Origin of the sequence: Microvirga sp. BSC39 (assembly GCF_000739015.1) — a bacterium.
GTDB lineage: Bacteria > Pseudomonadota > Alphaproteobacteria > Rhizobiales > Beijerinckiaceae > Microvirga.
The window spans coordinates 1-17820 of record NZ_JPUG01000028.1; the positions used below are offsets into that span (position 1 = coordinate 1).

The window sequence follows — 17820 nt, forward strand, 5'->3', positions numbered from 1 at the left end:
CAGGACGCCGAGAACCAGGCCAAGATGCGCCGCGCCGAGATGCTCGACCAGATCACCAAGCGCTTCGAGAGCAACGTGTCGGCCCTCACCCAGGGCCTGTCCTCCGCCGCCACCGAGATGGAGGCCACGGCCCAGACCATGACGGCAGTGGCCAGCCAGACCACCCAGCAGTCCGTCACCGTCTCGTCGGCCGCCCAGCAGACCTCGGCCAACGTGCAGACCGTGGCGGCCGCCACAGAAGAGCTGTCCATCTCCATCCGGGAGATCGCCTCCCAGGTGGCGCAGTCGTCGCAGATCGCCGACCGGGCCGTGCAGGGGGCGCGCCGCACGGATGCGGCCGTGCAGGACCTGGCCTCCACGGCCAGCCGCATCGGCGACGTGGTGCAGCTGATCAACACCATCGCGGGCCAGACCAACCTGCTGGCGCTGAACGCCACCATCGAGGCGGCCCGCGCCGGCGAGGCTGGGAAAGGCTTTGCCGTGGTGGCCACCGAAGTGAAGGAGCTGGCGTCGCAGACGGCCAAGGCCACGGAGGAGATCTCGGCCCAGATCGGCTCGGTGCAGCAGGCGACGCAGCAGACGGTGTCGGCCATTCAGGAGATCGCCCGCACGATCACCGAGATGAGCCAGATCTCCACCTCGATTGCCGCCGCCATGGAGGAGCAGGGGGCGGCCACGGCCGAGATCGCCCGCAACGTGCAGGAGGCGGCGCGCGGCACGGAAGCCGTGACCGGCAGCATCAACGACGTGCAGCAGGGGGCCGGCGAGACCACCTCGGCGGCCAGCCAGGTGCTGGGCGCCGCCCAGGAGCTGTCGCGCCACTCCAACGACCTCTCCCGAGAAGTCCAGGACTTCCTCCAAGGCGTCAAAGCCGCTTAAAGGATTGGGAGCTTTCCGAGCCGGATCCGGGCCAGCCCCACGCAGCTCGCATCCTCATGGGGAAACCTTCTCAAGCAGGAGCCGCTCTCACCAGCGGCTCCTTTCCCGGCACCGTCAAGTTGTCGGAGAAGGATGCGCGTACCCTGGTTTGAGGCTGGATCAGGCGACAGTCCCGACGCCGGTTATCTCAGACCAGGCCTGAAACGCCCGAGCACGGGCACGGCAATGATTAGCGGCTTTGGAGTGAGTAGAGCGGCGGAAGAGGTTAGCTACTTGATCGTGGGGCGAGAGAAAGCGTTGGGCCTGACCGGCTGATTTGAAGCGCTTCATGATCCGCTCCCGTCGTCGGGATAGCTGGCCAGTTTGTCGGTGATCATCACGCGAGGTGCGACGCCTTGCTTATTGAGGAGCTTGCGCAACAGCCGCTTGGCCGACTGGGCATTGCGCCGGCTCTGAACCAGGAGGTCGAGCACAACCCCGTGCTGGTCCACAGCTCGCTACAGCCAGTGCTTCTGGCCGGCGATGCTGATCACAACCTCGTCTAGGTGCCACTTGTCTCCGGGTGCTGGCAGACGCCGGCGGATCCGGTTGGCAAAGCCCTGGCCGAACTTCAGCGCCCATTGCCGCACGGTCTCGTGGCTGACCTCGAGGCCTCGGGCGGCCAGCATCTCCTCGACCATGTGCAGGCTGAGCGGAAACCGGAAGTACAGCCAGACGGCGGAGCTGATCACTTCGGCCGGGAAGGGGTAGCGGGCATAATGGGAGGCACGGGTCGATTTCATCCCACATGGGTGGCTCGATCCAGGTAACTCTGCGATCAAGTTGACGATGCCGTTTGAACTGCTCGCCACCTAACCGCGCTGCCGCGCATCTGCTCTCCTCTCGTCCCCTCTCCGAATTTGTGACGAAGCCGAGGCAGAGGACCTGTGGCTGGATGTGGTCAAGCGCACCAGTTCCTGGCCAACCATTGCTGCGGCAGCGGTGGCGTGGAGTGTATGGCTCGATCTCAACCTCTACGACCGCCTAACCTGGATCGGCCTGATCATGGCCGCCGCAATCCTGCGGGCGAGAGGGCTGACAGGGCTGCCGCTGGCGGCCGGCTTCAAGCAGTCGAAGTTCCCGCCTCAGGGCTGGGAAGGGGCTGCCGAGAAGCTGGAGGGCTTCTGCCAGGTGCTGGAGGAGGCGCTTGTCCTCGCCCACAAGGATCTCGACCGGCTGATCCTCGCCCGTGAGCTGATGAGCCGAGTCACGGCCAGGACCCGCTCGAACTCGAAGCTGCCGGACTTGGTCGAGTTGTTCCTGTCACGCCCGCTGGTGACGGTGCCGCTCAGGGCCAAGCTGCTGAAGGTCACGCCAAAGGCGGTCGACCTGATGCTGGTCCAGCTTGGCGGCGCCCTGCCAAGGGAGCTTACCGGGCGAACCCGCTATCGCGCCTGGGGCATCGTCTGAGGTAGCGCAGCTCAATCCGTGCACCCGCCCCGTGTCTTTTGAGTGCATCTGTGGCAAGCAACTATGGACCCGAGCAACTCTGGTGGACGGACAGTCGATGATCGCAACTCTTATCATTGCTGACGACCTGACCGGTGCCGCAGACTGCGCCGTGTCGTGCGCCACAGCGGGTGCCAACACGGTGGTGCTCCTCGATCTAAAAGCCAATCTGGGCGGCGCAACTGCTGTCTCAGTCGATGTGAATTCCCGGGCCATGACGGCTCAGGAGGCCGGAACTGCCGTTACGGGAGCTGTCCAACACCTCTACAGCAAGAGCACACGCATACTGTATCATAAGATCGACTCGACTCTGCGCGGCAATTGGCCGTCGGAGCTTGCTTATATCCGCCAAGCCGCAACCAACGTCCTTGGACATGCGCCTCTTGTGATCGTTGCACCGGCTTTCCCCGGAGCGGGACGCACGACGATTGACGGTCAGGTGTTCGTCAACGGCAACCCGCTTGGGGCCACCGCCCTCTGGAAGCAGGCGGGCCTGACAGGTTCCGGCGATCTGCGGGCCATCCTTGAGGATGCGGCATTCAGGGTCGGAATGGTCACTCTCGAACAGGTCGCGCTCGGGTCAGAGGCACTCAAGACGCGGCTCGCAAAGTGGGTATATGCCGGGTGCGATGTTGTCGTATGCGACGCTCAGACCCAGGACGATATGCTCGTTGTTGCGGCCGCGTCCCGCATGCTGCCGGGAAAGCCGCTGTGGGTCGGCTCCGCCGGCCTGATGCGGGCTCTCGTCACAACTGGGGAGGGGGAGGTCGTACCCTCATCAGCTCCAACCTGGGCAGCGGCTGAAGGGCCCATTCTCGTTGTCGTGGGCAGTGCATCCAGTGTGTCACACACGCAGCTTGATGCGTTGGCAGAGGAGCAGGGTGTTATGTCCCTGACGATTTTGCCATCTGCTCTTCGGGAGAGCAGCGCCCTGGAGCAGGTGCAGTCCTATGCCCGAACACTCGATGCGGCTTTGGGATCGGGGTTAGACGTCGCAGTCGCGATGCGCGGTGAGGAAATCAACTTTCAGGAGGGGCCACAGCTTGCAGCAGCTTTGGCCGAGCTGATTGCCCCGCGCCTTTTCAAGGTTGGCGGGCTTATTGTGACCGGCGGCGAGACGGCACGGGCGATCCTGGATCGAGCCGGTATATCAGGCTTGAGAATGCAGGGTGAGATCGAGCCTGGGACACCGATCGGAGTATCGATCGGCAGTATTGCTATCCCGGTGATCACAAAGGCCGGGGCCTTCGGTGATCGCGCGACATTGAAACGTTGCCGGGCGATCCTTCGAGGTGGTCGGAGCGACTGTTCCAATCTTACTATGAGCGAGTAATATAGGCACTTGGCTTGAGGGGTTCGTGCATGAGTCAGCCTATCATAGCAATCACAATGGGCGATGCGGCAGGTGTCGGCCCCGAGATCATCATGAAGGTGCTTGCTCATCGGAAGGTATACCAGCACTGCGAGCCCCTGATTATCGGAGATGCCAACCGCCTGCGACAGGCTGGTAAGATCGTCGGCTCCTCCTTGAACGTTCGACCTGTGTTAGGTCCGAAGGAGGCTGCGTTCGAGCATGGGTCGGTTGATTGCATCGATCTTGGCCTGATCCCCGACGATCTGCCGTGGGGCAAGCTGTCCCCGCTCGCGGGCAATGCGGCGTTCCGGTACATCGAGCGGGCGGTCGCACTGGCCTTAGCGAATGAGGTCGATGCCATCTGCACGGCCCCGCTGAACAAGGAGGCGCTCCACGCAGGAGGGCATCCCTTCCCGGGCCATACCGAGATCCTGGCGGCACTGACGCACACGCCGGAAGTCTCAATGATGCTGATGACCCCGAAGCTGCGCGTCATTCACGTGACCACCCACGTCGGCCTGATCGATGCCATCGCGAAGATCGAGCCGGGACTGGTCGAACGGACCATTCTGCGCGGGCACGAGGCTCTTGTGCGCTCGGGGATCGCCAGCCCCTGCATCGGGGTGTGCGGGATCAATCCTCATGCCGGCGAAAACGGATTGTTCGGCCATGGTGAGGAGGAGCAGAAGATCGAGCCGGCGGTGCAGGCACTCCAGGCGCGCGGCATCCATGTCGAAGGTCCTCTTCCGGCTGATACCCTGTTCTTCCGCGCCCAACGCGGCGACTTTGATCTTGTGGTCGCCATGTACCATGACCAGGGCCATGGTCCAGTCAAGGTTCTTGGGATCGAGGAAGGCGTCAATGTCACCGTGGGGTTGCCCATGATCCGCACATCGGTGGACCATGGCACCGCCTTCGATATCGCTGGAACGGGTCGGGCCGATGAGCGGAGCATGCTCGAGGCCCTCAATCAAGCCGTGCTGCTGGCCCCGCAGCGTACCACCCTTGCCTGAAGGCCTCCCATTTCCTGAGCCGTCGGCTTGTGGCCTGGCGACTTCCAATGCCTACATCTTCAATGTTCTGCCAGCATCCTCAAAGTTCACGACTGTCCTGACCTGGGACGATGGAGGCGCCGGTGACAAGATTAATGCAAATCGCCTGGGTGGTCGCTATCTGGGTAAGCCTGAGTTCGCCATTATCTGCTACCCCAGCGGGGTCCGAAAGCTGCCCTGGGTTGATCGCCTCCAAGGATACTCTGTTCTCGTGGGCTGCGTTACGTCAGGATGTAGTTGGCCTGACGTTTGTGGGCCACGCCACCTTCCTGATCGAGACCCCGCAAGGGGTGCGGATTGCCACTGACTACAGCGACGGCACGCGTCCGCCCGTCACGCCTGATGTGGCCACCATGAACAAGGCCCATTCCACCCATTTCAGCTACCATCCGGATCCTGGGATCAAGCATGTGCTGAGGGGCTGGAACCCAGCTGGGGGGCCTGCCTATCACGACCTGGCCGTGCAGGATGTACGCATCCGCAATGTCTCGACCAACATCCGCAGCTATGGCGGAGCGACTGAGTACGACGGCAACTCCATCTTCGTGTTCGAGACTGCCCAACTGTGCATCGCCCATCTGGGCCATCTGCACCACACCCTCTCGCCCGAGCACCTCAAGAAGCTCGGGCGCATTGACGTTCTGCTGGTGCCGGTGGACGGCGGCTACACGCTGGAGACGTTCGACATGATGGAGGTGCTGCGGGCGATCAATGCCCCGCTGATGATCCCGATGCACTTCTTCGGCTCCTCCACGCTCAACCGCTTTCTTGCCTCTGCCCGGAAGCACTTTCCGGTGGAGTTCAGCGACACGGCTGTCGTCACCCTCTCACGCGCCACATTGCCGAAGAGCCCGAAGATCCTGGTCCTGCCGGGCCACTGAATGGCCGCCGAGCACCCTATGGCGAGACTTCCTGACTTATAATCAGAGGGTCCTGGGTTCGAGGCCCAGCGCGCTCACCAACAATATCAAAGGGTTACCGGCATCTGCCCTTTGAGCTGTTTTCTTCCAGGTAGCCAATAGGTAGCCAGACGTCAGGACGCAGCGCCCAGCTCGGACCTGAACCAAGTCAAGCCCAAGAGCGTGAACAACGAGGTGGGTCGGGGATGGCTGCGCTTCGTCTAGATGTTTGGTCCCGGAATTTGGTGGAGCGGGTCGAGCCTGAAGCGTTGAGGCTCGGTTGTAAAGATCTTGCAGATGTACTCGTAGGGGGTGAGGCCGCGCAGGGTCTTGAGCCTTCGGGCGAAGTTGTAGGCGGCGAGGAAGTCGCCCAGGTGCCCCCCAACTGGTCGTGGGTGTCATAGTAGTAGCGCCTGACGGTCGCGTCCTTGAGGGTCCGGTTCATGCGCTCAACCTGCCCGTTCGTCCAGGAATGGCGCGGCTTGGTAGGCGATGATCGATCTCATTCTGGGCACAGGCGAGCTCGAACGAATGCGCCCGGAAGATCGCCTCTTTCCATGGCCTCTTTGATCAGAGGGGCGGCTGAACTGATGTTGCCGGGTGTGGTGAAGTGGGTGCCGTTGTCGGTGAGCACCGTATGGATTTTGTAAGGCACGGCCGTAATCAGCGCCCTCAGGAAGTCACCCGCTACCCGCCTTGTGGCTTTCTCATGCAGTTGGACAAAGGCGAACTTGCTGGTGCGATCAATGGCCACAAACAGGTAGAGCCGCCCTTCTTCCGTATGCACCTCGGCGATGTCGATATGGAAGTAGCCGATCGGGTAGCTCTTGAACTTCTTCTTGGCCGGCTTGTCGCCGGTCACCTCAGGCAAGCGGCTGATGCTATGGCGCTGCAGACAGCGATGCAGGGATGAGCGGGTCAGGTGCGGGATGGTGGGCTGGAGGGCGTACAGGCAATCGTCCAGCGGCAGCAGGGTGTGCTTGCCAAGAAACTGGTCTCATCTCGATGGACCGGGCGCGAAATCCGCGCCCGGCAGGTATGCTGTCATCGACTATTGCCGGTAGAGGATCATACCGGCATGGTGCAGAATGCCCTCGATGAACTCCCCGTCTGCGGTGAAGCCGGTATCGTCCCAATAGTCGATGTGGCTCGCCTTGACCTCATAGCGTCCCTCATAGGCACGCTCACGATCGCCGCGAGCCTCGACATAGCGCCCGGTCGGCAGCAGTTCATGCCGGATATGGCCGTCTGCCGTCACCCACAGGCCAACGTAGGGATGGGTGGCATCGCTCATTTCGCCTCTCCCGTCTGCCGATAGTAATGGGCAATATCCTCCGGCTTGACGACCCAGGCATAGTTCAGCTCCTGGCGGATCTTCCACGCACCCTCGGTGCAGACCCAGCCGAGCTGGGAACGCCCATCGAATGCGACCACCTCTCCGTTCAGGCGGGTGATCTTCCCGACAAAGCCGATTGTCGTTGAGGCGACCCTGTCCCCCACGACCTGATCATGACCGCCGGTGAGCGCGTGGAGAACCGAACGCGCACCATTCTGCAGATCCTCCCAATTGGCACCGTAGACGGCAGCGTTGTCGAAAAGCTGCGTTGGGCCAGGGGCGAAGTTGTCGTAGAAGACGCCCTGGGGGGCGTTCAGGTCATAGTAGCGGCTCAACTTCTGAGCGAAGACGAAGGGCCGATCACCCTCCTTGCGCTCCCATCCTTCCATGATCCACGCCTTGTGGAGGGCGAGCGGAGCGTCGTTTCCGTTTTGGGGGCAGGTCTGGGCCGCGGCCGGTCCAGCCAGAGCGAGCAAACCGGCGGTAAGGAGCAGTGCTTTCATGTCAATAGTCCTTTCTGTTGTCGAGTGACACGCAATAGATGGACGAGGATCGATGATGCCGGTATCTGTCGAATGCTCGACTGGGCGGTTAGCCGGACTTGACAATGCGACTTGATTACAACCTTCTTCCGCTCTTTCTCGCTGTCGCCGAGGAAGCCAACTTCCGCGCTGCTGCTGACCGTCTTGGCGTCACCCGCTCGGCCGTCAGCCAAGGCGTCCAGCGTCTCGAAGACAGCTTCGGCGCAACGCTCGTCACACGCACCACACGGGCGGTTCGTCTCACCGAGGCGGGGCAGCAGCTTTATGAAGCGCTCGGTCAGCCGATGTCAGATATCGTGCAGGCGCTCGAAGGGGTCGGTGGTGATCAATCCCCGCGCGGAAAGCTGAGGATCGCTGTAACCTCTATCGCGGAGCCATTTCTGTCAGGCACCCTGATCGCGACCTTTGCCGAAGCGCATCCGCACGTGACGGTTGACGTGACCGTAACGGACAATGAATTCGACATCGTCGCGGCTGGATTCGATGCCGGGGTACGGCTAGGCGACGTCATCGAGCAGGATATGGTCGCCGTGCCTATCGGCGGCCAGGTGAGAGAGGCTGTCGTCGCGGCTCCTGCCTATCTCGCAGCGCGGGGCGTGCCGGAGCATCCCCGCGATCTGGCCCAGCACCGCTGCATCGGTTGGCGCAGCTCGCCGGAAGCCGCACCTTACCGATGGGAGTTCGAGGAGAACGGCACTCCCTTCACTGTCTCGGTTGAGCCGCAGATTACGACCAATGATTTGCGGTTTATGTTACGCAGTGCGCTGGCCGGAGCTGGCATCACCTTCGCAACTGAGGAGACTTTCCGCCCCTATGTTGAGAGTGGCGCACTCGTCTCTTTGCTTGAGCCCTATCTGCCCCCGTTCCCGGGCTTTTATATCTATTTCCCGAACAGGCGGAATATGGCCCCGAAGCTGCGCGCCTTGATCGACCACATCAAGGCTCATTCCTCAGATGAACGTCGTGGTCGATTGCGCTGATATCCAAAACCATCAGCCCAGGCGCTGTAGGCGTCGATGGAACGGCTACAGGCAGGAAGAGACGCCGTAAGATAAGACCCGACCAAGTCCAACGATTGAGAGGGATCTAGGATCCTGGGCTTGGCCGGGAGTACGGTTGGGCGACCGATGACAAAGCCTGCTCCATCCCACCTGAATTCTTCGTGAACGCCAGAGCAGCAGCCACCTCTCACACCCTCGTAGCGGGATCATCGCAGTAGGACCTTGGCTCCTTACCAGGGAGATCGCCTCGGCTGACCTCCCTGGCCTTCACAGGGCACGATCTGTCTCAATCCCTTAGATCGGCCGTTTGACTCCACGCAACGCTACAATCCGGGAGCCGGCGGCCGCCTGCCGCTGGCGCGCAAGTGGCGCATACTCCGGAGAGGCAAACAGATTACGGATCGCCTCCATGTCCGGGAATTCGATGATCAACATGTTGGTTGCGTGCCATCCCTCGAGTTCGAGTGGAGCGTCATCAAGAGCAATGAGGCGGCCCCCCGCTTTTGCCACAAGTGGCAAAGCCTTGGAGCGGTAGTCGGCGATGGACGCCAGGTCTTTGATATCAAGGTCAACGACAAGATATGCAGACATGGATGTCCTCCTTAGTAAGCCTGATGATTGCAGAACAGAAGGTTGCCAGGTATTGGCGGTGTGCCTCATGGCAGGTGCCGCCACTTCGCCATTTGATCGCTCAGATTGAGCATTGCTCCATCTACAATAAAGCTACCGTTGCCCCGGTGATGGATCGTCCGTGTTTCCGTACGGTCTTCATCGATCCAGATCTCCTTCGCCTCCAGAATGAAGAGATTGTATGTGTCGACAAGGGTCCTGTCGGCAACACGGCACTCTATGTTAGCGAGACAGTCGACGATGAGTGGCGCGGATACTGCTTTTCCAGGACGCTTCGTCAGTCCGAACCGCTGGAACTTGTCAACCTGGTCGCCGGAGCAATTGCCGATATCGACGACAGCTTCGGCGAGGTCCAGAGTTGGGATCGCGATCACACATTCACCCGTTTCACTCAGGGCTTCGTAGCTATGGTCCCATGGGCCGATGACGCAACCGATGAGCGGCGGCGCGTGCTGGATCATCATGTGAAAGCCCATGGTCATCACGTTGGCCACGCCCTCGCACTGGGTTGTGACCAAAACAACCGGTCCAGGTTCCAGCAGGCGGTAGGCTTGAGAAGCCGCAATCTGTTTCATTTTCTGTCCTTTCCTAAGCGGCCTCCCCGCGTGCTCGCGGAGAGGCCGAGTACGGCCGAGTGTCATCACCATCCTTGTTCGACCGGCAGGACGAAGAGTTCTGCGACGTTGACGTGGGCAGGTGCCGCAGCCGCAAAGACAATGGTGTCGCCGATGTCCCCGGCCTCCAGGAAGGTCATCTGCTTCGCGAGATCATCCATCTGCTGCCTGTACCCGGGGTCCGTGATGTGATCGTATAGTTCTGTTGCGACAGCCCCTGGTTGGATGCAGGTAACGCGGATGTTGTGCTTCTGGCCGACCTCCATACGAAGCCCGTCGGAGAAGGCGGTGACTGCGTGTTTCGTCGCGCAGTAAACAGAAAGGCCTTTGAAGACTTTCCGGCCGGCAATCGAGGACATGTTGAAGATGTGGCCTGAATGCTGCTTAATCATTTGGGGCAGGACCGCAGCAGTCGTGTTGAGAAGGCCCTTGATGTTGACATCAACCATCCGATGCCATTCATCGGTCTTGAGCTGGTCGACGTCAGAGAGTGGCATCAGACCCGCATTGTTGACAACGATGTCAATCGAGCCGAATACGTCGATGAGCTTCTGCACACCAGCCTCGACGGATGTCGGATCGACCACATCCATTTCAATCACGAGTGCTTCGCCGCCGGCCGCGGAAATCTCGCACTTGATCCTTTCGAGCTTCTCGGATCGGCGGGCGGCAAGTCCGACCTTTGCACCTGCGGCTGCAAGCTTGACGGCGCTTGCGGCACCAATCCCGCTCGATGCTCCGGTGACGAGCGCAACCTTTCCAGTGATGTTAGACATGTTTGATCTCCTTCATTGAGAGGAACACCGCCCGTGGTGACAGTTCAGTGTTCCGGCCAACGAGGAGGAATTTAGCGAGACGTGCTTGGCACTTCTCTCGGAGCCTTGCTCCGCCTGTCGCGATTTTGCTCGAAAGCAGGGAAAGCAGGGTCGGCCGAGGTTGAATGGGGATTACCGGCGGCGGTACTCGCTGGGAGTCATGCCGATCTCCTGCCGAAAAACCTGGGCAAAGTGACTTGGGCTGGAGTAACCGACGGACATGCCGATCTCGATGATGCTCATGTCGGTCTCAAGAAGAAGCTGTTGGGCTTTTGCGAGCCGCCGCTTGATGAAGAACCGAGACGGCGAGAGCCCAGTGGCCTTCTTGAATAGCCGACTAAAGTGAAACTCGCTCATGCCCACCTCCTGTGCAAGGTGGCTTAGGCTAAACTCCTCATGGAGCCCAGCCTCCATAAAGCTTAGTGCCCGTCGCAATTTGAAGCCCGGCAGAGCATTGCTCACCGTGCTGTTTTGAGTGTCATCCACATGGGTTCGTAAGAGATGGACAGCCAGGCTTTGAGCGAGGGCCTGGATGAACTGAGGGCTTTGATCACGAACCCGCAGCAACTCGAGGTGTACAAGCCGAAGGAGGTTAGATATTGTTTCGTCTCGTCCCCCCGACACGTCCCGCAACGTAGGAGGGGGGGCGCCTTTGCCCAGCATCTCAGTCGCGACCCGCTCAAAAAGCGGGAGGCCAAGGTAGACGTGCATAACCTGAAATGGCATGTCGCCGTGCGCTTCCCATTTCATCTCGTAGGGGCTGGGGGTACGTGTGAGAAAGAAATCGCCGACGCTGACATGACTTGAGAGCCATTCACCCCCAGGATCCCGTTCGTCGACTCTCGCTTCACCGGATATCACCCATACGATCAAAGGCTCCGCAACCGCGGGAACCAAGAACGGGCGCTCCACATGGTTGTGGGAGAATACCTCGACAAACAAGTCGCGCCATGCTGGGCCGTCGCCGCTCGCGATCACACGCCCGCCAATATACTGCCCGTGTGCACTCGCTGCTGTACGATCCGGTCTTGATTGGTCACTGTTCGACATAAAGCGTTGACCCGTCTTAGGATTCTACAGTTAGCGGCCTTTTGCTTCGGCCAGCGGGCCAAATGCAGGCTGTTGCGCAAGCATATCTCTTCACAATGTACTCCCCTCGGAACTGTCGTCGCTTCCGTTGGCAGAAGTCTCCAAGCACCCGCAGCTTGAGCGGTAGATTACGGCGGTTCAGCACCTGCAAGAAAAACGGCAACCCCAGACAGTTCCCGGCACATTGGTTAGTAACTCTAACCAGTGTGTTTAGCATTGGCAGCTCGAACTATCCAGTAGCACGAGCTATTTTGTGTTCGTGGGCCTTTGGACCAGCGCCGCAGGCCCAGGAACCAAGCGGCTCAAGACAGCGAAAGGAACCGTTATGTCGGATCAGAAGATTGTTCTCATTACAGGAGCCTCTAGCGGAATTGGCGAAGCAACAGCTCGAGAGCTCTCCAAAGCCGGCCATGTTGTGGTGGTCGGCGCCCGTCGGACTGACCGCCTCACAAGTTTGGTAAAAGAAATCGAGGCGTCCGGAGGCGTCGCACGAGCTCATCAGCTTGATGTGACCTCCCGCAACGATTTTGCCCGAGTTGTCGCTAACACGCTCGATGAGTTCGGCCGCATTGACGTGATCGTCAACAATGCTGGTGTTATGCCCTTGTCCCCGCTCAGCGCCCTCAAGGTCGACGAGTGGGATCAGATGGTGGATGTCAACATCAAAGGTGTTCTGAACGGCATCGCCGCAGTTCTGCCCACCATGAATGCTCGGGGTGCGGGTCATATCGTCAACGTGGCCTCCATAGGTGCGCACCGCGTCTCACCCACGGCTGCCGTTTACTGCGCCACAAAATATGCCGTTTGGGCAATCTCCGACGGCCTCAGGCAGGAGACAGATCGACTCCGCGTCACTGTTATTTCGCCCGGCGTTGTCACCAGTGAACTCGCCGACACAATCTCTGATGAGGCCACACGCGCGGTCATGAAGGAGTATCGCAGTGTTGCTATCGAACCGTCTGTTATCGGGGGTGCGATCTGCTACGCGATTGAGCAGCCGAAGGGTGTTGACGTCAGCGAGATCATCGTCCGCCCCACCGCGAGCCCCAACTGATGTGGAGGATGTTATGAACCGGAAGGCACTTGCTCTCCTCTTTGCAACAGTCGTCGGACTGGGGGTTGAGCAACCAGCGCAGGGTAGCCCAGCGAATACGGATGAATCCAGCAAGGGACAGGCAATAAGCATGCCACAGCATCAATATGTTGGGATGTGGGTCACCAAGGATGGCCGCATCCGGCACGAACTTCTGCCGAACGGCCGGTATGACGAGGCACGCGGGAGCCGCAAGAGCGCTTATCAGGGACGGTATGAGATCCGGCGCAATCATATCTACTACTGGGATGATACGGGATTTACCGCGGACGGTGAGTTCATCGATGGCGTCCTGCACCATGCTGGAATGATCCTATACCGAGAGAAGTAACGCTCTTCAACGATCCTGATAATGGATGCCCCAGCCGAGAGGCTTGTCTCATCGGCCGGGGTAGGGCTGCCGCGTAGTTAACAATGTCAGTCACCTCGAGCAGCAGGTCACATCTCAGGTAACGTGCGACCCAGACGCATTACAAGAGTTTCGCTATCCTAGACGTTCTCATCCGCGGGAGCCTCTGCCCGAAATGGCCTTGAGTGACAGCTTCTTAAAGTTCGGGAGAAGAAGATAAAATTCTCGAACAGGCGTAAATAACCTCACACGCATGACGCGAACCGAAAGAGCCCTTCCTTGTCTGGCTCCGCACTCTCCGGACGGGTGGTTCTGCGGAGTTGTGACCTATAAAGGCGGTCGTTAACAGGCGCGACTTCAGGAGGCAGAAGACGATAATCTTGGAACATGTCACCTGAGCTTTATCAGGTTCTGGGCGACCAGCGGTGCGCCGAACTGCTGGAGCAGTCCGCCCTGGTTCAGTCCGCCTAACGTGATCGGCGCGAAACCGAGACGCTCGATCAGACTGGCGATGTCAGCGTTGGCGCTGGCGTGATTGCCTGAGACGAACAGAACGCGGCGTCCGCCATCCTGCGCCGGATCACTGGCCAGCACGGCCGCCGGCAGGGTGTTGAATGCTTTGACCACCCGTGCTCCGGGAACCATCTCGGCCACGATTTCCGTCGAGGAGCGGCCTCCAAGATCCTTGGGTGTGAAGGCTGGAAAGTCGATGGCATTCGTCGCGTCGACGACGATCCGGCCGTTCCATTGCGCAGAACCCTGGACAGCGTCGGCGACGGCCATAAAGGGAATGGCGAGGATCACCGTATCCGCTTTCAGAGCCTCGGGCAGGGTGGTTGGAGTTATATACGATCCGAGCTCTGCAACCAGATCTGCAAGGGAATCCGGCCCTCGGCTGTTGGCGATCTGAACTTCGATGCTGCTGCGGGCAAACTGGCGAGCAAGAGCGCTGCCGATCGCGCCCGAGCCGATGATGGCATAGGTCATGGCACAGAGATCCTTCTGGAGAGTTGGGAAGGCAGTGAGTTTTGCGGGACAGAGCGTGACGCGATTGTGTCACTTCAGCCGGAAAGGCGGGGTGTCAGGCAGAGGGATGAACTCGGTTTCGCCTGGAACGCCGGGGAACTGACGATCGCGCCAGTCCTGCGCAGCCTGCTCGATGCGCTCGCGGCGGCTCGACACGAAATTCCAGTAGATGTAGCGCTTCTCGGGCAGCGGCTCGCCGCCGAGCAGCATCAGGCGGGCGGCTCCGACTGCACGCAGCACGATCTCCGCCCCGGGCTTGAACACGACAAGTCTGTCCTTGCCGAAGCTCCCAGTCTGCCCGGCGACCTCAATCTCTCCGCTTATGACGTAAACCGCCCGCTCGACATGCTCCGCATCAATGCGCAGGCGCGCTCCATCATTCAGAGATACATCGGCGTTGAACAAATCGGAGTAGGTGCGTGTCGGTGCGGTGCGTCCATGCAATGAACCCGCGATCAGTCTGAGGCTTATGCCTTCTCCCTCCATCAGGGGAAGTTCGCCGGCGTCGGCGTGCTGAAAGCCTGGGGATGTCTCTTCCTGATCCGTGGGCAACGCCACCCAGCTCTGGAAGCCGAACACCGCGCCGCCACTGGCCCGTGTTGTTTCGCTGCTCCGTTCCGAGTGCACAATGCCGCGTCCAGCCGTCATGACATTGACTTCACCAGGGCGAATCGGTTGCACATAGCCCTCGCTGTCGCGGTGCAGGATCTCGCCATCGATGAGGTAGGTCAGGGTTGCAAGCCCGATGTGAGGGTGCGGACGCGTGTCGAGACCTTCACCCGCTTGAAAAGCGACGGGACCGAAGCTGTCGAGAAAGATGAACGGTCCGACCATGCGGCGATGCATAGATGGCAAGGCGCGGCGCACTTGGAAGCCATCGCCGAGATCGCGAACGGCCGGCAGAATGATCTGTTCGACTTCGGCAGCATAGGACTGAACGGTCATGGCATTGTCCTTTCCATGTTGGATCTCGTGATTCAAAAGGATCTACACAGCATCGGGCCGCCGGTAGGCAGCGACACTTTGCAAATTGATGTTCGGCTCTCTTGGCAAAGAAGGGCGTGAACTGATCTACTAACTCATTCACCATCGTACTAGACTCGGGAGTGCGGAGGCATTTCCGGTCCCACCCTTTCCACTGGGGGGCATCTGCCAGCAGCCATGTCATCGAGCCTTCAAGCCTCCTGGTACTGGGCCGTCGCCAGCGCGGCAATTGGTGGATCACAAGACAAGCACTTGCTTGGCTGATGCGCTGCCCGTGGCGACAACAGTGTAAGCCTCACGAGCCTGTTCCAACATCCACGTTCTGACCGGCGGCGCCCGAAGCTGCCCTGTCTCGAAGCCGTCTCGGAGTTGGTCCAGGATCGCTGCAATTTCGACGCCGCTCATCTTTGCAGTGTCGACACCAACTAGATGCAGTTGCTTGTGGTAAAAGTCAGCCAAGTCGAATTCCACGCGTGTGGTGCCGACACTCGTGATCGCGACTTGTCTGCCGCCTAATCTCAAAGACCGAAGGGTCGGCTCGAACATTGATCCACCGACGGCATCCAGAGCCAGGTCGACGCCCTTGCCGTGAGTCCACGATTGGACCTCCGTGACTAAATCTTGGCGTTTTGCATCGATGAAATAGTCCGGCCAGCCTTGGCTTGTAATAATATCAGCTCCAACCACCTTGGCACCCTTCCAATGGGCGATTTGTGTTGCTGCTTGGCCGACGGCACCAGATGCGCCCGTAATCAGGACGGTCTCGCCGCCTTGAAGTGCGCCAGCAGTCATGAGAGCAAACCAAGCAGCGACAAATGCGGAACCAATCGAAGCTGCTTGTTCCATCGAGAGCGCCGTGGGCTTTGCGGAAAGCCAGTCAGCAGGAACGATGACGTATTCAGCATGAGCACCAGCCCGGTGGAACCCGAACCCGGCTCCGCTGCCCCAAACCTCTTTGCCAATCCAGGTGTCCCCAGCTATGACAGTTCCGGCAAAATCCCGACCCGGAGTGGATGGCAGTGATGCGCTGAAGAGGCCTGATACGATCTTAACATCGCTAGGATTGACTGCGGTGGCATGCACCTTCACGAGCACCTCGCCCGGGTTAAGGCTCGGAACAGGTATATCCTGGAGAGACAAGGCAGATGGTGGCCCGTATGCTTCGAAACGCAGAGCTCTCATAGATGGCATAGCTATGCTCCTTGGGACAACGGGGGTACTCGGCAATTAAAGTTGGGGCAGACTTGCAGTCCGTACTACCTGCTGGAGTGGCGGCGCCAACCGTCGAAGCTCAGGGGGCCAGCGCCGAAAGCGAGAACCTGCAACAGGCCGCCCGCCATAGCGACGTTTTTGAAGAAGTGGATGAACTGGTTCTGATCGGCAAGGTTGGCGTGGAAAGCCACAGCGGTGATCACCGAAAAGCCTGCTAAAGCCAAGGCAACGAGGCGGGTCTGGAAGCCCACTACCAGTGCAAGGCTTCCAGCAATCTCAACCAAGACAGCTGCCCCGTAAGCGATGCTTGGCAACGGTAGGCCCACTGCCTCGATGTAGCTGATCGTCATGGCAGGGGCCATGAGCTTGCTGATGCCAGACAGCAAGAAGATCGTCGCGATCAAAGCACGACCGAATGTTGGCACCGCTGTTATGAGGATCCTGCTAGAGGGCACGGTAGAGATCCTGTGTGAGAGTGTAACGGAAGACATTTGATGCTCCTTTTATTTGAGCGGCGCACCGAAGGGGTGTGCTGCTGGTAAGAATAGCCTGGCATGAGGATGATGCGCGGACCACTCGATTGAACCTGCACGAAAATTTTGAATGAGGCCGCACCGGTGCGGATGCTGCGTTGTTTGAGTGCGGTGGCGGGAACACGCAACTTTGGCACCCATGGTCTTGATCAGATCACCGCGAGTAGCCCACCGTCGACAACAAGGACATGGCCTGTGACATAACTAGACAAGTCTGAGCCGAGATAAGCGACGGCGTCGCCTATCTCCGAGGGTTGGCCAAGGCGGCGCAGCGGGGTGCGTTGGCGAAAACCCTCCACCGCTTCGGCTATGCCAGGCGACGTGCGCAATAAAAAGGTGTCGATCGTCCCTGGGGCGACGGCGTTTACCCGGATACCATCTGGCCCGAGGGCGTCAGCGAGTGACTTGGCCATGAGGACCACACCTCCCTTGCTGGTCGAATACGCCACGGTAATCCCGGCGCCAGCGATGCCTCCCATGCTGGCCATCAATACGATGCTTCCAGCCTTGCCTCGAGCCTTCATCTGCCGCGCGGCAGCTTGAGCTCCGAAGAGTACACCATCCAAGTTGACGGACATGAGTCGGCGATAATCCTCCTCCGGCACATCTGCGCCGTCTGTTGGGAGGGTGATACCAGCATTGGCGACAAAGACATCAGCCCCGCCGAACTCGTCAGCTACGGTCAGCAGAGCGTCATTATCAGCGCGCTTACTAACATCGGTCCTCACGTACCGAGCGCTCGCTCCGAGCGCTTCAATAACGCTTGCGGTTGGTTCACCGCCTTCTCTCGGGGCTTCGGTCAAATCTGAGACTATGACCGCTTTAGCTCCGTGTTCGGCTGCTCGTGTTGCGATGGCCCGTCCAATGCCACTGGATGCCCCAGTGACAACGACCACCTTGCCGTTCAAGAGATTGCTCATTGTG

At 59.9% G+C, this 17820-nt stretch carries 19 protein-coding genes and 2 pseudogenes; 8 read left to right on the top strand and 13 right to left on the bottom strand.

From position 1 onward, the window contains the following. On the top strand, positions 1–879 hold an 879-nt coding region (locus MA07_RS03455), incomplete at its 5' end, for a methyl-accepting chemotaxis protein (RefSeq protein WP_244445146.1). A 159-nt stretch (positions 880–1038) separates the two neighbouring features. Here MA07_RS03455 and MA07_RS03460 read toward each other — a convergent pair. Next, positions 1039–1661: pseudogene (locus MA07_RS03460) on the bottom strand (IS6 family transposase). Positions 1662–1776: 115 nt separating this feature from the next. Between MA07_RS03460 and MA07_RS03465 the strand changes: the two are divergent. The 4 genes from MA07_RS03465 to MA07_RS03480 all read left to right on the top strand — a co-directional run bounded on the left by MA07_RS03465 (position 1777) and on the right by MA07_RS03480 (position 5654). Beyond that, on the top strand, positions 1777–2328 hold the full coding sequence (locus MA07_RS03465; protein ID WP_081928756.1) for a helix-turn-helix domain-containing protein: 552 nt from the start codon (positions 1777–1779) through the stop codon (positions 2326–2328). A gap of 97 nt (positions 2329–2425) precedes the next feature. After that, positions 2426–3700 carry a four-carbon acid sugar kinase family protein gene (locus MA07_RS03470; RefSeq protein WP_152568705.1) on the top strand — a complete coding sequence of 425 codons (1275 nt, stop codon included), beginning with the start codon at positions 2426–2428 and terminating at the stop codon, positions 3698–3700. A 29-nt stretch (positions 3701–3729) separates the two neighbouring features. Beyond that, positions 3730–4734, top strand: a complete 1005-nt coding sequence (gene pdxA, locus MA07_RS03475) for a 4-hydroxythreonine-4-phosphate dehydrogenase PdxA (protein ID WP_036347039.1) — start codon at positions 3730–3732, stop codon at positions 4732–4734. Between the two features lie 221 nt (positions 4735–4955). Beyond that, positions 4956–5654, top strand: a complete 699-nt coding sequence (locus MA07_RS03480; RefSeq protein WP_244445147.1) for an MBL fold metallo-hydrolase — start codon at positions 4956–4958, stop codon at positions 5652–5654. 239 nt (positions 5655–5893) lie between these two features. Here MA07_RS03480 and MA07_RS03485 read toward each other — a convergent pair. The 3 genes and pseudogenes from MA07_RS03485 to MA07_RS03495 all read right to left on the bottom strand — a co-directional run. Then, a pseudogene (locus tag MA07_RS03485) lies at positions 5894–6654 on the bottom strand (IS481 family transposase); the annotation flags it as partial. A gap of 69 nt (positions 6655–6723) precedes the next feature. Then, on the bottom strand, positions 6724–7023 hold the full coding sequence (locus MA07_RS03490) for an Atu4866 domain-containing protein (RefSeq protein ID WP_052002809.1): 300 nt from the start codon (positions 7021–7023) through the stop codon (positions 6724–6726). Continuing rightward, the gene (locus MA07_RS03495) at positions 6963–7511 is read right to left on the bottom strand and encodes a hypothetical protein (protein WP_052002804.1); all 549 of its coding nucleotides are present in this window, start codon (positions 7509–7511) and stop codon (positions 6963–6965) included. The genes MA07_RS03490 and MA07_RS03495 overlap by 61 nt, the downstream gene beginning before the upstream one ends. Before the next feature lie 104 nt (positions 7512–7615). On the opposite strand from MA07_RS03495, the gene MA07_RS03500 reads away from it, so the two are divergent. Beyond that, positions 7616–8530, top strand: a complete 915-nt coding sequence (locus tag MA07_RS03500) for a LysR family transcriptional regulator (protein ID WP_036347046.1) — start codon at positions 7616–7618, stop codon at positions 8528–8530. A gap of 315 nt (positions 8531–8845) precedes the next feature. Here MA07_RS03500 and MA07_RS03505 read toward each other — a convergent pair whose 3' ends face one another. The 4 genes from MA07_RS03505 to MA07_RS03520 all read right to left on the bottom strand — a co-directional run bounded on the left by MA07_RS03505 (position 8846) and on the right by MA07_RS03520 (position 11660). Next, on the bottom strand, positions 8846–9142 hold the full coding sequence (locus MA07_RS03505; protein ID WP_036347048.1) for a DUF1330 domain-containing protein: 297 nt from the start codon (positions 9140–9142) through the stop codon (positions 8846–8848). A 65-nt stretch (positions 9143–9207) separates the two neighbouring features. Next, positions 9208–9756: a flavin reductase family protein gene (locus MA07_RS03510; protein WP_036347050.1), complete on the bottom strand. Its 549-nt coding sequence runs from the start codon at positions 9754–9756 to the stop codon at positions 9208–9210. Between the two features lie 65 nt (positions 9757–9821). Beyond that, positions 9822–10571: an SDR family oxidoreductase gene (locus MA07_RS03515; RefSeq protein WP_036347052.1), complete on the bottom strand. Its 750-nt coding sequence runs from the start codon at positions 10569–10571 to the stop codon at positions 9822–9824. 171 nt (positions 10572–10742) lie between these two features. Then, positions 10743–11660, bottom strand: a complete 918-nt coding sequence (locus MA07_RS03520; protein ID WP_036347055.1) for an AraC family transcriptional regulator — start codon at positions 11658–11660, stop codon at positions 10743–10745. Positions 11661–12024: 364 nt separating this feature from the next. Between MA07_RS03520 and MA07_RS03525 the strand changes: the two genes are divergently transcribed. Both MA07_RS03525 and MA07_RS03530 read left to right on the top strand, forming a co-directional pair. Continuing rightward, positions 12025–12753, top strand: coding sequence for an SDR family oxidoreductase (locus MA07_RS03525; RefSeq protein WP_036347058.1), 729 nt, complete (start codon positions 12025–12027; stop codon positions 12751–12753). A gap of 13 nt (positions 12754–12766) precedes the next feature. Beyond that, positions 12767–13123 carry an Atu4866 domain-containing protein gene (locus MA07_RS03530; RefSeq protein WP_081928757.1) on the top strand — a complete coding sequence of 119 codons (357 nt, stop codon included), beginning with the start codon at positions 12767–12769 and terminating at the stop codon, positions 13121–13123. A 408-nt stretch (positions 13124–13531) separates the two neighbouring features. On the opposite strand, the gene MA07_RS03535 is transcribed toward MA07_RS03530, so the two are convergent. From MA07_RS03535 to MA07_RS03555, 5 genes are all read right to left on the bottom strand, one after another. Continuing rightward, positions 13532–14128 (bottom strand): NADPH-dependent F420 reductase, encoded by a 597-nt coding sequence (locus MA07_RS03535; protein ID WP_036347060.1) that lies wholly within the window; start codon positions 14126–14128, stop codon positions 13532–13534. 69 nt (positions 14129–14197) lie between these two features. Next, positions 14198–15112 (bottom strand): pirin family protein, encoded by a 915-nt coding sequence (locus MA07_RS03540; protein ID WP_036347063.1) that lies wholly within the window; start codon positions 15110–15112, stop codon positions 14198–14200. 276 nt (positions 15113–15388) lie between these two features. Then, positions 15389–16342, bottom strand: coding sequence for a zinc-binding alcohol dehydrogenase family protein (locus tag MA07_RS03545; RefSeq protein ID WP_052002805.1), 954 nt, complete (start codon positions 16340–16342; stop codon positions 15389–15391). Positions 16343–16407: 65 nt separating this feature from the next. Then, positions 16408–16854, bottom strand: a complete 447-nt coding sequence (locus tag MA07_RS03550; RefSeq protein WP_036347066.1) for a DoxX family protein — start codon at positions 16852–16854, stop codon at positions 16408–16410. A 191-nt stretch (positions 16855–17045) separates the two neighbouring features. Next, complete coding sequence (locus MA07_RS03555) at positions 17046–17816, bottom strand: SDR family oxidoreductase (protein WP_036347069.1); 771 nt, start codon at positions 17814–17816, stop codon at positions 17046–17048. Positions 17817–17820 lie beyond the last annotated feature (4 nt).

What these genes read in the sequence shown, in the direction of transcription:
- MA07_RS03470 (WP_152568705.1), top strand. Translation starts at nt 2,426, where the DNA reads ATGATCGCAACTCTTATCATTGCTGACGACCTGACCGGTGCCGCAGAC.
- pdxA (WP_036347039.1), top strand. Translation starts at nt 3,730, where the DNA reads ATGAGTCAGCCTATCATAGCAATCACAATGGGCGATGCGGCAGGTGTC.
- MA07_RS03495 (WP_052002804.1), bottom strand. Translation starts at nt 7,511, where the DNA reads ATGAAAGCACTGCTCCTTACCGCCGGTTTGCTCGCTCTGGCTGGACCG.
- MA07_RS03500 (WP_036347046.1), top strand. Translation starts at nt 7,616, where the DNA reads ATGCGACTTGATTACAACCTTCTTCCGCTCTTTCTCGCTGTCGCCGAG.
- MA07_RS03505 (WP_036347048.1), bottom strand. Translation starts at nt 9,142, where the DNA reads ATGTCTGCATATCTTGTCGTTGACCTTGATATCAAAGACCTGGCGTCC.
- MA07_RS03510 (WP_036347050.1), bottom strand. Translation starts at nt 9,756, where the DNA reads ATGAAACAGATTGCGGCTTCTCAAGCCTACCGCCTGCTGGAACCTGGA.
- MA07_RS03515 (WP_036347052.1), bottom strand. Translation starts at nt 10,571, where the DNA reads ATGTCTAACATCACTGGAAAGGTTGCGCTCGTCACCGGAGCATCGAGC.
- MA07_RS03520 (WP_036347055.1), bottom strand. Translation starts at nt 11,660, where the DNA reads ATGTCGAACAGTGACCAATCAAGACCGGATCGTACAGCAGCGAGTGCA.
- MA07_RS03525 (WP_036347058.1), top strand. Translation starts at nt 12,025, where the DNA reads ATGTCGGATCAGAAGATTGTTCTCATTACAGGAGCCTCTAGCGGAATT.
- MA07_RS03530 (WP_081928757.1), top strand. Translation starts at nt 12,767, where the DNA reads ATGAACCGGAAGGCACTTGCTCTCCTCTTTGCAACAGTCGTCGGACTG.
- MA07_RS03535 (WP_036347060.1), bottom strand. Translation starts at nt 14,128, where the DNA reads ATGACCTATGCCATCATCGGCTCGGGCGCGATCGGCAGCGCTCTTGCT.
- MA07_RS03540 (WP_036347063.1), bottom strand. Translation starts at nt 15,112, where the DNA reads ATGACCGTTCAGTCCTATGCTGCCGAAGTCGAACAGATCATTCTGCCG.
- MA07_RS03545 (WP_052002805.1), bottom strand. Translation starts at nt 16,342, where the DNA reads ATGCCATCTATGAGAGCTCTGCGTTTCGAAGCATACGGGCCACCATCT.
- MA07_RS03550 (WP_036347066.1), bottom strand. Translation starts at nt 16,854, where the DNA reads ATGTCTTCCGTTACACTCTCACACAGGATCTCTACCGTGCCCTCTAGC.
- MA07_RS03555 (WP_036347069.1), bottom strand. Translation starts at nt 17,816, where the DNA reads ATGAGCAATCTCTTGAACGGCAAGGTGGTCGTTGTCACTGGGGCATCC.